The following is a 12,575-nucleotide window of genomic DNA, read 5'->3' on the forward strand; positions in this document are numbered from 1 at the left end:
TAGTAAAGACAAAGCTAAAACCAGACTGTGCGGTATCGCACTCAATGGGAAATATGTTCACTTCAGCAAACTTCCCACTGAGCAAAGTACATCGTGTTACCCAGCCACGGCCAGCGCCGCATGGCGCGCCGCCACCCATTCTTCGTTGGCCGGCTCGACACCCACGACGATGCGGCTGCCCCCGGTCGAAATCAGGCTGGCGTTGCGCGCATTGGCCTGCGCGTCGAGCACGGGTCCAAGAAAACCGAGCTCGGCGCAGATGCGCTGGCGCAGCTCGGCACTGTGCTCGCCAATGCCGGCAGTAAACACCAGCATGTCCAGCCCGCCCAGCACGGCCGTCAGCGCGCCGATCTCGCGCACGATGCGGCGGATATACAGCGCCAGCGCCGCGCGGATGCGCTCTCCCGTGGCATCCTGCCGGTCCTGCTGCGCCAGCAGCACCGGCGGGTCGGCCGACACGCCCGACACGCCCAGCAAGCCCGACTCGTGGTACAGCACATGCGCCACTTTTTCCAGCGACAGCTTTTCGATTTCCATCAGGTAGATCACCGCGCCCGGATCGAGCGAACCGCAGCGCGTGCCCATCATCAGGCCATCAAGCGCGGAAAAGCCCATGGTGGTGGCCACGCTGTGCAAATTCTCCATGGCGCACAGGCTGGCGCCGCTGCCCAGGTGCGCCACGATGACCTTGCCGCGCGCGACAGCCCCAAAGCGCTGCTCCAGCACCAGCGACTGGTATTCATACGACAGGCCGTGGAAACCGTAGCGGCGCAAGCCCCGCTCCCACGCATCGTACGGCAGGGCCAGCATCTGCTCGACCTGCGGCACCGTGTGGTGGAAGGCCGTGTCGAAGCACGCCACCTGGGCGATATCGGGACGCGATTCCAGCAGCACCTCGATCGCCTCCAAGGCGAACGGCTGGTGCAGCGGCGCCAGCGGAACATAGCTTTTCAGGTCCGCCAAAACCTTGAAATCGATGCGCACGGGGGCGAAATACTTGCTGCCCCCGTGCACCACGCGGTGCGCCACGGCGCGCAAAGGGCGCCCGGCCAGCTGCGCCACGACTTGCGCGCGGATGTACTCGAGGGCCGCGTGATGCGGTTGCTCCGGGTCCAGCGGCAAGGCGACTGCCGGCAGGCCGCCGGCGCGGTAGCTGGCGCTCTCGCGGCCAATGCCTTCGACCTTGCCGCTCCATTCGGCCTGCTGCGGCAGCGCGCCGCCGCTTTCTTCGAAGAGGGCGAACTTGATGCTCGATGAGCCGCAATTGAGCACCAGGATCAGGGCTCCTACGGGCTGGTGGTCTGGCGTGTTCATGGGGGCGTGCTCCGGTAGTGATTCGCCAGCATCACGGCCAGCGCGCACGAGGCGATGCGGCTGGCGCGCGAATCGGCGCGGCTGGTGAGAATGACAGGGATCTTCGCGCCCAGCACGATGCCGGCGCTGTCCGCATCGCCCATGTATTCGAGCTGCTTGGCCAGCATGTTGCCGCTTTCCAAGTCGGGCACCAGCAGGATGTCGGCGCGCCCGGCCACCTCGGAGACAATGCCCTTGACGGTGGCCGCCGCGATCGAGACGGCATTATCGAAGGCCAGCGGGCCGTCGAGGATGGCGCCGGTGATCTGGCCGCGGTCGGCCATCTTGCACAGGGCGGCCGCGTCCACCGTGGCCGGCATTCCGGGGTTCACCGTTTCCACGGCGGCCAGGATGGCCACGCGCGGCTGCGCCACGCCGATCACGTGCGCCAGGTCGATCGCGTTGCGCACGATGTCGGCCTTGATTTCCAGTGTGGGCGCAATATTGATGGCGGCATCCGTGATGATGAAAGGACGCGGATACGCGGGCGTCTGCATCAGGAAGCAGTGGCTGATGCGGCGCTTGGTGCGCAGCCCGGCGCTGGCGGACAGCACGGCCGACATCAGCTCGTCCGTGTGCAGGCTGCCCTTCATCAGCGCTTCCACCTCGCCCTTGCCCGCCAGTTCGGCACCGCGCGCGGCGGCGGCATGGCTATGCTCGACGTCTTCGATGGCGATGCCTTCCAGGCTCAATCCGGCCGCCGCCGCCACCGCTTCCAGGCGCGCGCGCGGCGCCACCAGCACCGGCGTGATCAGCCCGGCCGCGTGCGCGTCGAGCGCGCCCGACAGGCTCAGCTCATCGCAGGGGTGGATCACGGCGACCCGGATCGGACCCAGCGTGCGCGCGTGCTCCAGCAGGCGCCGCGTGCCGTCGCCATTGTGCAGGCGCACCTCGGGCAGGGTGGCGCGCGCGCGCTCGATCTGCTCGGCAGGCGCGATCACCTGCGCCTCGCCGTCGAGCACCACCTCGCCATGCTGGTTGACGCAGCGGCAGGCCAGGGTGACATGGCGGTTGCGCGGCTCGCGTGCCGTGACGGTAACGCTGATGTCCAGCGTGTCGCCCACGCGCACCGGCTTCAGGAAACGCAGGGTCTGGCCCGTATACACGGTGCCGGCGCCGGGCAGGCGCGTTCCCAGTACCGCCGAGATCAGCGAAGCGCCCCACATGCCGTGCGCAATCACGCCCTGAAAGCGGCTCGACGCGGCAAACTCGGCGTCCAGGTGCTGCGGATTGTCGTCGCCCGACATCACCGCGAACAGCGCGATGTCGTCCATGCTCAGGGTGCGTGTGATGCTGGCGCTGTCGCCAATGGCGATCTGGTCGAACGTGCGGTTGCGCACGATATTCAAGTCATCGATTCTGGTGGTAGTCATCTGGGTCTTCTAGGCTGGGGTAATGTTTTTGGCCGGCTTGGCTTTGGGCCTGGCCTCGGGGATGGCTTGGGATTCCCGCACAGCCGGCGGCTGTGCCTTTTCCTGTGCCATGGCGACGCGGTCGAAAACCTCCAGCATCTGCTGCAGGCTCGCTTCCTCGTCCGGCGTCGGCGCTTCGGGCACCTGCAAGACCTGCTGCAGCCATTCGGCCAGGGCGCGGATGTCGTCCGGGTCGGCGCGCGACAACAGGGCCGGCAAGGCGGCGATGGCGGTGTCGAAATCATGCAGCATCAAACGCGCCTGCTGGCGTACGATGCCGCGGAACTCCTCCATGCTGAAATCCTGCCGGTATTGCGGCTTGATCAGTTTCAGGGCCAGGTTGACCCTGCGCTCGTCGGCGATCATGCGGAAGCGGTAGATATAGAACAGCGCGCGCACGGCCGCCTCCACCAGGCCGCCCCGCTGCATGTCCTCGTCCATCTTGCGCGTTTCGCAGCGCACGTATTCGCAATGCTCGGGCGAGATGCCGGGATGCGGACGCGGCGGCGTGGCATCGCTGGCACTTTGTCCCGTCAATGCCTGTACCAGCGGCGAACCATACACCAGGTCGAAGGTCGTTTCCTGCAGCATGTCGCGCCAGTCGCGCCAGCTGTTCAGGCCTGCCGTCACGGCACCGGAAAACGCCTCCTGCATGGCCAGCAGCGGATTGTCAGGCGCCACCGGCTGGCGCTGCGCGCGCACTTTTTCCGCTTCCCTGGCTACCAGCCTGGCCAGCGGATTGTGGTCCGTCCAGCGCTCGTACGACACGCGCAGCGGATGCGCAAGCTGCAGGAAGCGCGCGGTCTGCGGCGTGACCATGGCGCGCACCAACGGTTGCGCGAACGTGCGGTACAAGGCCAGGTTCACCTCGGAGACCCGGGCGGCGGCGGCGAACTTGCGGTCGTTTTCCACGCTAGGCTGCACGATGGCGCGCACGTCCTCGATGCCGCGATGCTCGACCAGCAGCACATAGTCGCCGCTGGCCAGGTCGGCGTTCGGCGTGTCGGGCGTCTTGTCGACGATCCGGGCTTCGTAAATACCGGCCGGCAGCAGGTTGATCAAGTCGATATTGCTGGCGAATTTCTGGTGCTCCTTGTGCCCCACCTTGGCCGACACAAAAATGCCCAGGTGGCCGATGCTGTCATGCACGGCATACACGATGGTCTGGTCGTGCATCAGCACGTCGTTGTCGTCGCGGTACAGGTCCGTGATCCAGCCCAGCGCCTGCGGCGGCGGCGTGATGTTGTCGCCGTTCGAGCAGAACACGACGATGGGCGAGCGGATATTGCGCAAGTCCAGGCGCACGCCGTCGGAGGTGATCAATTCGGCCGTGGCCAGGCGGTTGCCGATGAACAGGTTGTCGACGATGTACTGCATCTCGACGTCGTTGAGGAACACGTGGCCGCCCCAGTACTTTTCAAATTCCAGGTAGCGCGGCGCTTCCGTGTCGATGTTCGCGTACAGGTTGTACTGCTTGCTCCACAGCGTGTTGGCCGGGTTCAGTTTTTCGAAATTCTGCACCAGGCTGGCGCCGTCGAAGCGGCCGTTGCCCAGGTCGCCCGCCAGCGCCGTGGCCCAGCTGCCGCCCATCAGGCCGCCCGCGTAGCGCATCGGGTTGCGGCCATGCCAGCCGGCCCAGTAGGACACGGGCGCGCCGGCCACGATGATGGGGCCGAACAGTTCTGGGCGCATGGCGGCCGTCATGAGGATTTGCCAGCCCGCCTGGCAATTGCCGATGACGACGGGCTTGCCCTCGCTGTGCGGATGCAGGGCGATGACTTTTTCCAGGAAGGCCGCTTCGGCATGCATCACGTCTTCCACCGTCTGTCCCGGCACGGGATCGGGCAGGAAGCCGATGAAATAGCAGGGGTGGCCGGCGCGCAGGGCCACGCCGATCTCGCTCTCGGCCTTGAAGCCGCCGATGCCGGGACCATGGCCGGCGCGCGGGTCGACGACAACGAACGGGCGCTTCGATGGATCGGGTTCCGGCGCATCGGGCGTGAGGATGCGCGCCAGGCCGTAGTTGACGGGACGCGCCAGGTCCAGACCCGACATCACCACCTCGGCCGGGAAATCGAGCACGTTCGGCACCTCCTCGGCCAAATGTTCCTGGTACTGGTTGCCGCGCCGGCGCATCACGTCCGCGTACAGCACGATGCGCTGCCACGAGTCGCGCGCATAGTCGCCCAGCATGCCCAGGGACGGCAAGCCGCCGGTGGAGAAAAATGGTGCGGGTTCGATCTTCATGGCTATCCTTTTCATGCAATTAGGCGCCGGGACAGTCCGGCGCCGGGCCTACGCCATCTGGCTGATGGTCTTGCGAAAACGGGCCAGCGCAAAGCTGAACAGCGCCGTGCCGATCACCAGCAGGGCCAGGAACGGCTTCCATACCACGTCGATGCCGGCGCCGCGGTACAGGATCGCCTGGCTCAGCTCGACGAAGTGCGTGGTGGGCGCGATCAGCATGATGTTCTGTACCAGTTCCGGCATGCTTTCACGCGGCGTGCTGCCGCCCGAGAGCATCTGCAGCGGCAGCAGCACCAGGATCAGCAGCATGCCGAACTGCGGCATGCTGCGCGCCAGCGTGGCCATGAAGATGCCCATCGAGGTGGTGGCGAACAGGTGCAGCGCGGCGCCGCACAGAAACAGCGCGATCGAGCCTTCGATGGGCACGTGCAGCAAGCCGCGCACCACCAGGTTCAGCGACAGCGCGGCGGCGACCAGCACCACCAGCCCCATCGACCACACCTTGCCCAGCATGATCTCGGCCGGCGTCACCGGCATCACCAGCAAATGCTCGATGGTGCCGTGCTCGCGCTCGCGGATCAGCGCAGCGCCCGTCAAGATGATCGACAGCATGGTCACCTGGTTGATGATTTCCATCAGCGAACCGAACCAGGCCTGGCTCAGCGACGGGTTGAAGCGCGCGCGCATCACCAGGTCCACCGGCAGGCTGGTGGCGGCGCGGTAGCGCTTGCCGAACTCCGCCACCTCGCCGGCGACGATCTGCTGGATGTAGCCGCTGCCGCTGAAGGCCTGGCTCATGCGCGTGGCGTCCACGTTCAGCTGCAGTTTCGCCGACCGCCCGGCCAGCACGTCGGCCTGCAGCTTGGAGGGAATCGTCAGTACGAACGTGTACTTGCCCGCGTCCAGCGCGGCATCCACCTCGCCCTGGCTCAGCATGGCCGGCGGCGTGAACTGGGGCGGGAAGAAGGCCGAGGCAATGCGCGCCGACAGGGGCGAGCCGTCCTCGTCAACGATGGCGATGGCCGCCATGTGCAGGGTTTCCGGCTTGGCCGTGGCGGCCACGTAGATCGCCAGCGTGAACGTATAGGCGATCAGGACCAGCATCATCGGGTCGCGGATCAGGCTCCAGATCTCCTTCACGCCCAGGCGGTAGATATTTTCGAGGTGGCGCATGAATTGGTGCATGTCAGCTCTCCTGTTTCTTCAACAGCGCCACCGTCACGCCGAGGATCACGGGGATGGCGACGAGCAGGGGCCAGAACGAGGCATGCAGGTCCGAGAAGCCCAGCGCCTTGTTGAAAATGCCGCGGCTGATATTGAGCATGTGCGTAGCCGGATAAATCATGCCGATGGCCTTGCCCGTGCCTTCCATCGACGAGACGGGATTGAGCAGGCCGGAAAACTGGATGGCCGGGATCATGGTGCCGATCATGGTCACGAACAGGGCGGCGATCTGGCTGCGCGTGAACGTCGAGGCGAACAGGCCGATGCCGGTGGCGCAGATATTGAAGATGAACGTGGCGCCGATCAGGGCCAGCAGGCTGCCCTTGATCGGTACGTCGAAGGCCGTCACCGCCAGCAGCGCCATCAGCACGAAGTTCAGCATGGCCAGCACCACGTACGGCACCTGCTTGCCGAGCAAGAATTCCAGCCGCGTGACAGGCGTCACGTACAGGTTGATGATGGAGCCAAGCTCCTTTTCGCGCACCACAGACAGCGCGGCCAGCATGGCCGGCAGCATCAGCAGCAGCAGCGGGATCACGGCCGGCACCATGGCAGGCAGGCTTTTCACGTCAGGGTTGTAGCGAAAGCGCGTCTCGATGGCGACGGGACTGCTCATGGTCAGCCCATAGCGGTGCAGCGCCTGGTCGGCCAGCCAGCCCTGGTGCATGCCCTGCACATAGCCTTGCACGGTTTCGGCGCGCATCGGCATGGCGCCGTCGATCCAGGCAGCCACCTGCGCCGGCGCGCCGCGCTGCACGTCGCGCGCGAAGCCGGGCGGGATCTCGATGGCCAGCGCCAGCTCGCCGCTGCGCATGCGCCTGTCGATATCGGCGTAGTCGCGCAGCGGCGCCTTTTCGATGAAGTAGCGCGAGCCGGCCAGGTTGTTCGTGTAGTTCTGGCTCAGGGTCGTCTGGTCATGGTCGAGCACCGCGTAGGTCAGGTCTTCCACGTCCAGGCTGATGCCGAAGCCGATCACGAACAGCAGCAGCACGGAACCGCCCAGGGCCAGCGTCAGGCGCACGGGATCGCGGCGCAGTTCCAGCGTCTCGCGCCACATGTAGCTGAGCATGCGGCCCAGGCTGAAGCGGCTGCGCCGGTACTTCCCCTGTGGCGCCTGCGCTTCCTGCTGGCGTGGCGCCTCTTCGGCCTCCTGCGCCGGGGCCGTGCCGCCGCCCGCCTCTTCCAGGTAGGCGATGAAGGCCGCTTCCAGGGTCGGTGCGCCCTTCTTGCGCACCAGCTCGGCCGGTGCGTCGCTGACCAGCACGCGCCCCGCATGCATCAGCGAGATGCGGTCGCAGCGCTCAGCCTCGTTCATGAAGTGGGTGGAGATGAAAATCGTCACGTGGTCGCGCCGCGCCAGCTCGATCATGAGGCGCCAGAAATTGTCGCGCGCGATCGGATCGACGCCGGACGTCGGCTCGTCGAGGATCAGCATTTCCGGCTTGTGCACCATGGCCACGGCCAGCGACAGGCGCTGGCGTATGCCCAGCGGCAGGCTGTCGGGCAGGTTGTCGAGCACCTCGGCCAGATCGAAGCGCCGCACCATCTCGTCCACGCGGGCGGCAATGTCCGGTTCCGGCACGTGGAACAGGCGCGCATGCAGCACCAGGTTCTGGCGCACCGTCAGTTCGCTGTACAGCGAAAATGCCTGCGACATGTAGCCAACGCGACGGCGCGTGTCGATGTCGCTGGAATCGACTTCATGTCCGAACAGCCAAGCCTTGCCCTCGCTGGCCGGCAGCAGGCCCGTGAGCATCTTCATGGTGGTCGACTTGCCGCAGCCGTTGGACCCCAGGAAGCCGAAGATCTCGCCGCGGCCGATACGGAAATTCACATGGTCGACGGCGGTGAAGTCGCCAAAGCGCATGGTGAGGTCTTTCGCCTCGATGGCGATGTCGGCCGCGCTGGCCGCGTCCAGCGGCGTGATGACGACAGGCTGGTGCCCGGCGCGCTTGGCTTCCGGCAGCAGCTTGATGAACGCCGCTTCCAGGTTGTCGCTCTGCGTGCGCGCCAGCAGTTCGGCTGGCGTACCCGTGTCGAGCACCTTGCCGTCGTCCATGGCCACTAACCAGTCGAAGCGTTGCGCCTCGTCCATGTAGGCGGTGGCGACCATCACGCTCATCTGCGGGCGCTGCACGCGAATGCCGGCGATCAGGTCCCAGAACTGGGCCCGCGCCAGCGGATCGACGCCGGTGGTCGGTTCATCGAGAATGAGCAGGTCGGGATCGTGGATCAGCGCACAGCACAGCCCCAGCTTCTGCTTCATGCCGCCCGACAGCTTGCCGGCCGGGCGCTCCAGGAACGATTGCAGGCCCGTGCTGCGCGTGAGCTGGTCGATGCGGCGGCGGCGCTCGGCCGCATCGTGGCCGAACAGGCGCGCGAAAAACTGCAGGTTTTCCTCGACCGAGAGGGTCGGATACAGGTTCTTGCCCAGGCCCTGCGGCATGTAGGCGATGCGCGGGCAGACGTCGTCGCGATGGCGCGCGTCGCGCATGTCGCCGCCCAGCGCCAGCACGCTGCCTTCCTGCACCGCGCGCGCGCCGGCCACCAGCGACAACAGGCTCGATTTGCCCACGCCGTCAGGACCAATCAGGCCCACCATGCAGCCGGCCGGCACGTCCAGATCGATGGCGTCGAGCGCCAGCGTGGCGCCGTAGCGCTGGCTGACGCCCTGGATGCGGGCGACAAAATTGCTCACGTCCATGCTCACTGCGGAACCTTGGCCGTCAGTTCAGCGGGCCACGGCTGCTTCGGATCGAGGCGCACCCAGGCCACGCCAGGCAGGCCCACCTTCACCAGCGCCAGGTGCTTTTGCAGCAGTTCGCGGCTGATCTGCGCCTTCACGCGGAACATCAGTTTTTGCCGTTCGCTGGCCGTTTCCACCGTCTTCGGCGTGAATTGCGCGCTGGCCGCGACAAAGGAAATCGTCGCCGGAATCACATAATTGGGCGCCGCGTCGAGGATCAGGCGCACCTCGCCGCCCAGCGCCACCTTGCCGGCCGCCGTTTCGGGCAGGAAGAAGGTCATGTACACGTCCGACAAGTCAACCAGGTTGAGCACCTTGCCGCCCGCGCCCAGCACCTCGCCCTGCTGCGCCACCAGGTATTGCACGCGGCCGTCGCGCGGCGCCGTCAGCTGGCCGTCGGCCAGGTCGGCGTCGATGCGGGCGGTGGTCGCCTCGGCGGCCGTCACGGCCGAGCGCGAACCGACCACTTGCGCTTTTGCCGCATCGATGGCCGCCTGCGCCGCCGTCACTTGTGCCTTGGCCGCATTCAGGGCCGCCGCCACGCTGCGCACGCGGGCGCGGTCGTCATCGAGTTCCTGCACCGACGAGGCACCCTCCTTCGACAGGGTTTCGGAACGCGCCAGGCGGCGCCTGGCGGCATCGAGTTCGCTCTCGCGCTGCGCCACCACGGCCAGCGCGGCCGCCTTGTCGCTTTCGCGCACGGCCACCTGCGCCTGCGCGCCGACCACCGTGTCGCGCGCCTGCTGCTGGCGCGCGCGCGCCTCGTCGCGCTGGGCCGTCAGGGAATCGACCTGCATGGTAGCGAGCGCCTGGCCGGCCTTGACGAAGTCGCCCTCGCGCACGCTGATCGTGCTGACGCGGCCGGCCAGCTTGGTGGCCACGTCGATTTCTGTCGCCTCGATGCGGCCATTGCCGCTGACGAAACCGTCGCCAGGACCGGTGGGGCGTATTTTCTGCCAGGCGGCATAGCCAAGCACGACGGCCGCCACGAGCAGCGCCGCGGGGATGAGTTTTTTCTTCAGTTGTACATTCATGGTATCGGGGCGATCAAATTAGTGGGTGGAAGCGGCGTCGGAGGCGGCAGGCGCGCCGCCGCCCAGCGCCGCATACAGGCTGACCTGGCTGGAGAGCAGCGCGCGGCGCGTCTGCACCAGTTGCTGCTCCACCGTCAGCAGGTCGCGCTGGGCGTCGAGCACCTCCAGGTAGGGTGCGGCGCCATTGTCGTAGCGCAGCTTGGCCAGGCGCGCGCGTTCGCTCTGTGCGGCCAGCGTGGTCTTGCCGATGTCGACCTGCAGCGCCAGCCAGCGCCGGTTCGACAGCGCATCGGCCACTTCGCGGAAGGCGCCCTGCACGCTCTTTTCATAGTTGGCCACTGCCACGTCGCGGCGCACTTCGGCCAGGTCCATGTTGGCGCGCAAGCGGCCGGCATCGAAGATGGGCAGCGCCAGGCGCGGCGCGAAGTTCCAGGCGCCGCTGCCGGCGTCGAACAGGCCGCTCAATTCCGCGCTGGCGGTGCCATACGATGCCGTCAGCGAGATGCTGGGGAAGAAGGCGGCGCGCGCGGCGCCGATATTCGCCTGCGCCGCGCGCAGTTGATGTTCGGCGGCCACCACGTCGGGCCGCTGCGCAAGCAGCGCCGATGGCAAGCCGGCATGCAGCGGCTGCAGCACGCCGGCATCGTCGAAACGGCGCGTGTCCGGGCTCAGGTCGACAGGGCCGCCCACCAGTTGCGCCAGCGCATGCGCCTGCACGGCGCGCGCCTGCTCCAGCTGGGCCGACAGCGACAGCGCCTGGCTGAGCAGGGTTTCCACCTGCGTCAGGTCCAGCTTGGAAATCGAACCGACTTCGAAGCGACGCGTAAAAATGCGCAGCGACTCGGCGCGGCTGTCGACGGTGGCCCGCGCCAGTTCCACGCGTTCGTCCAGTTCGCGCAAGCCCAGATAGCCGTTGGCCACCTGCGCCACCAGGGCCACGCCGACGGCGCGGCGCGCCTCGTCGCTGGCCAGCAGGGTTTGTAGCGCGCTGTCCTTCAGGCTGCGCACGCGGCCCCAGAAATCGAGTTCCCAGGCGCTCACGTTCAGGCCAGCCTGGTACTGCGCCGACGTCATGGCGCGCCCGGTCAGGTTCAGGTCACCCGGTACGCGCGCGCGGCTGCCGGACGCGCCGACTGCGATCGTCGGGAACTGCTCGGCACGGGCGATGCCATAGGCGGCGCGCGCCTCTTCCACGCGCAGCGCGGCGATGCGGATGTCGCGGTTGTTCGCCAGCGCCTGCGCGATCATCGCCTGCAGGCGCGCATCGGCAAAATAGCCTTGCCACGCGATGTCCGGCGCATGCGCGCCGGCGGGATCGGCTTCCGGATACTGCGCCGCCACGGGCAGCGGCGGCGGCGCATACGGCGGCGCCATCGAGGCGCAGCCGGCCAGGGCCACGGTGGCCAGCAGCGCCAGCAAGGCCGCCGGTCTGGCACGGGAGGAGAAATCGGGTACTAGCTTGGTCATCGTCTTCCAGTCAATTCAGGATGTTGTAGCCGCCGTCGACATACAGGGTGCCGCCCGTGATGGCGCGCGCGCCATCGCCGGCCAGGAAGGCGCACAGGGCGCCCACGTCGTCGATGGTGGCCAGGCGGCGCAACGGCGAGCGCTCTTGCGCATCGGCCAGCAGGCGGTCGAAATGGGCGATGCCGGAAGCGGCCCGCGTGGCCAGCGGGCCGGGAGAAATCGCATTGACGCGGATGCCGGCCGGACCCAGTTCGGCGGCCAGGTAGCGCACCGACGCTTCCAGCGCCGCCTTCACGGGGCCCATCAGGCCATAGTCGGCGATCACTTCCTCGGCGCCCAGGTAGGTCATGGCCATCAGGCTGCCGCCGCGCCCCATCAGCGGCTCCGCCAGTTTCGCCATGCGCATGAAGGAGTGGCATGAGATATCCATGGCCTGCGCGAAACCGGCCGCCGAACTGTCCGTTACGCGCCCGTGCAAATCCTGCAACGGCGCATAGGCGATCGAGTGGACGAGGAAATCGAGGCTGCCCCACTGCTGCGTTATCTGCGCGAACAGCGCTTCGAGCTGGCCCGGCATGCCAACGTCGAGCGGCGCCGTGATGGCCGCCTGCAGCTGCTGCGCCAGCGGCGCGACATGGGCGCGCGCCTTGTCGTTCAGCCAGGTCAGGGCCAGTTCGGCGCCGGCCGCGCGCAAGGAGCGCGCACAGCCCCAGGCGATGCTCTGGTCGTTGGCGATGCCCACCACCAGGCCCCGCTTGCCCTGCAGGCCGCCGATCGGCGCAAACAGCGGCGGCACGACGGGGGCGCTCATGCGCGCCGCGGCAGCAGGGCCGGCCACGGCGTGGCAGCGCTGATGCAGCGCACGCTGCCCGCCGACATCGCGGAGGCGCACGTGGCCAGGGTCACGCCGCCGGCACGCGCATACGGCAGCACGATGGGACTGTGGGGATTGAGGTTCTCTGCCGCGTCAGGCGCGCTGTGCTGCATCTTCATATCTCGGGCTTTCCGTCGCTGAAATTCAGGGCCGACGACGCACGTGGCAACACCTGCCGATCGCAGCAGGTTCGAGCACATGCCCGGTCGGGCGAAAAT

9 protein-coding genes are annotated in these 12,575 nt (G+C 67.3%); all 9 read right to left on the minus strand.

The genetic code is table 11. The features are described from left to right. Positions 1 to 96: 96 nt before the first annotated feature. From AC3RCJ_RS26050 to AC3RCJ_RS26090, 9 genes are read right to left on the minus strand one after another with little or no spacing between them, the layout of a single operon-like run. Complete coding sequence (locus tag AC3RCJ_RS26050) at positions 97 to 1,314, minus strand: acetate/propionate family kinase (RefSeq protein ID WP_492957156.1); 1,218 nt, start codon at positions 1,312 to 1,314, stop codon at positions 97 to 99. Next, positions 1,311 to 2,726: a bifunctional enoyl-CoA hydratase/phosphate acetyltransferase gene (locus AC3RCJ_RS26055; RefSeq protein WP_492957157.1), complete on the minus strand. Its 1,416-nt coding sequence runs from the start codon at positions 2,724 to 2,726 to the stop codon at positions 1,311 to 1,313. The genes AC3RCJ_RS26050 and AC3RCJ_RS26055 overlap by 4 nt, the downstream gene beginning before the upstream one ends. 9 nt (positions 2,727 to 2,735) lie before the next feature. Then, positions 2,736 to 5,012 carry a DUF3141 domain-containing protein gene (locus AC3RCJ_RS26060; protein ID WP_492957158.1) on the minus strand — a complete coding sequence of 759 codons (2,277 nt, stop codon included), beginning with the start codon at positions 5,010 to 5,012 and terminating at the stop codon, positions 2,736 to 2,738. 48 nt (positions 5,013 to 5,060) lie between these two features. Continuing rightward, entirely contained in the window at positions 5,061 to 6,185 is a 1,125-nt protein-coding gene (locus AC3RCJ_RS26065) for an ABC transporter permease (RefSeq protein ID WP_492957289.1), read from the minus strand. Between the two features lie 13 nt (positions 6,186 to 6,198). Then, positions 6,199 to 8,940, minus strand: a complete 2,742-nt coding sequence (rbbA, locus tag AC3RCJ_RS26070) for a ribosome-associated ATPase/putative transporter RbbA (protein WP_492957159.1) — start codon at positions 8,938 to 8,940, stop codon at positions 6,199 to 6,201. Positions 8,941 to 8,942: 2 nt separating this feature from the next. After that, a complete protein-coding gene (locus AC3RCJ_RS26075) occupies positions 8,943 to 10,016 on the minus strand; it encodes an HlyD family secretion protein (protein WP_492957160.1) in 1,074 nt (357 codons plus the stop codon). Between the two features lie 18 nt (positions 10,017 to 10,034). Next, positions 10,035 to 11,483, minus strand: coding sequence for an efflux transporter outer membrane subunit (locus tag AC3RCJ_RS26080; protein WP_492957161.1), 1,449 nt, complete (start codon positions 11,481 to 11,483; stop codon positions 10,035 to 10,037). Between the two features lie 10 nt (positions 11,484 to 11,493). Further along, positions 11,494 to 12,294, minus strand: a complete 801-nt coding sequence (gene fabI / locus AC3RCJ_RS26085; protein WP_492957162.1) for an enoyl-ACP reductase FabI — start codon at positions 12,292 to 12,294, stop codon at positions 11,494 to 11,496. Beyond that, a complete protein-coding gene (locus tag AC3RCJ_RS26090; RefSeq protein WP_492957163.1) occupies positions 12,291 to 12,476 on the minus strand; it encodes a hypothetical protein in 186 nt (61 codons plus the stop codon). The genes fabI and AC3RCJ_RS26090 overlap by 4 nt, the downstream gene beginning before the upstream one ends. Positions 12,477 to 12,575 lie beyond the last annotated feature (99 nt).

It is taken from the genome of Janthinobacterium sp. GW822-FHT07H11 (assembly GCF_058798615.1).

Coding starts and splice junctions, on each gene's coding strand:
- AC3RCJ_RS26075 (WP_492957160.1), bottom strand. CDS start 10,016: ATGAATGTACAACTGAAGAAAAAACTCATCCCCGCGGCGCTGCTCGTG.
- AC3RCJ_RS26080 (WP_492957161.1), bottom strand. CDS start 11,483: ATGACCAAGCTAGTACCCGATTTCTCCTCCCGTGCCAGACCGGCGGCC.
- AC3RCJ_RS26060 (WP_492957158.1), bottom strand. CDS start 5,012: ATGAAGATCGAACCCGCACCATTTTTCTCCACCGGCGGCTTGCCGTCC.
- fabI (WP_492957162.1), bottom strand. CDS start 12,294: ATGAGCGCCCCCGTCGTGCCGCCGCTGTTTGCGCCGATCGGCGGCCTG.
- AC3RCJ_RS26050 (WP_492957156.1), bottom strand. CDS start 1,314: ATGAACACGCCAGACCACCAGCCCGTAGGAGCCCTGATCCTGGTGCTC.
- AC3RCJ_RS26065 (WP_492957289.1), bottom strand. CDS start 6,185: ATGCGCCACCTCGAAAATATCTACCGCCTGGGCGTGAAGGAGATCTGG.
- AC3RCJ_RS26055 (WP_492957157.1), bottom strand. CDS start 2,726: ATGACTACCACCAGAATCGATGACTTGAATATCGTGCGCAACCGCACG.
- rbbA (WP_492957159.1), bottom strand. CDS start 8,940: ATGGACGTGAGCAATTTTGTCGCCCGCATCCAGGGCGTCAGCCAGCGC.
- AC3RCJ_RS26090 (WP_492957163.1), bottom strand. CDS start 12,476: ATGAAGATGCAGCACAGCGCGCCTGACGCGGCAGAGAACCTCAATCCC.